Here is a 483-nt window from a genome sequence, read left to right on the forward strand (position 1 = left end):
GGCGCCAGGCAGCGGCCACCCCGACGACCTGGTCCTACGCCCCGGGGATATCGTTGTCGTTGATGAGGCGGGCATGGCCGGGACGATGAACCTGGCGAAAGTCACGGGCATCGCGCAGCGGCACGGCGCTCACGTGCGCCTGATCGGGGACGACCGTCAACTAGCCGCCGTCGAATCCGGCGGCGCACTGCGCCTGCTCGAGCGCGAGGTCGGGTCGATCAAGCTGGAAGAGATTCACCGGTTCACGGCGCCTCAGGAAGGCGAAGCATCACGGATGCTCCGCGACCCCGCGACGGTCGGCGACCCGTTTCGTTGGTACGTCGACAACGAGCGAGTGACCGGAGGCAGCATCGACCGGATGACCGGGGATGTATTCGCGGCGTGGCAGCACGACGATGAGGCCGGCAAGAACGCCCTCATGCTCGCGCAGAAAAACGTCACGGTCGCTGACCTCAACAGCCGGGCACAGGCCTACCGAATGAG

1 protein-coding gene is annotated in these 483 nt (G+C 66.7%); it reads left to right on the forward strand.

Going from position 1 to position 483, the window contains the following annotated elements:
* On the forward strand, window positions 1-483 hold a 483-nt coding region (locus tag JF66_RS21030), incomplete at both ends, for an AAA family ATPase (RefSeq protein ID WP_035880926.1).

The sequence above is a fragment of the Cryobacterium sp. MLB-32 genome (assembly GCF_000738085.1).
GTDB lineage: Bacteria > Actinomycetota > Actinomycetes > Actinomycetales > Microbacteriaceae > Cryobacterium.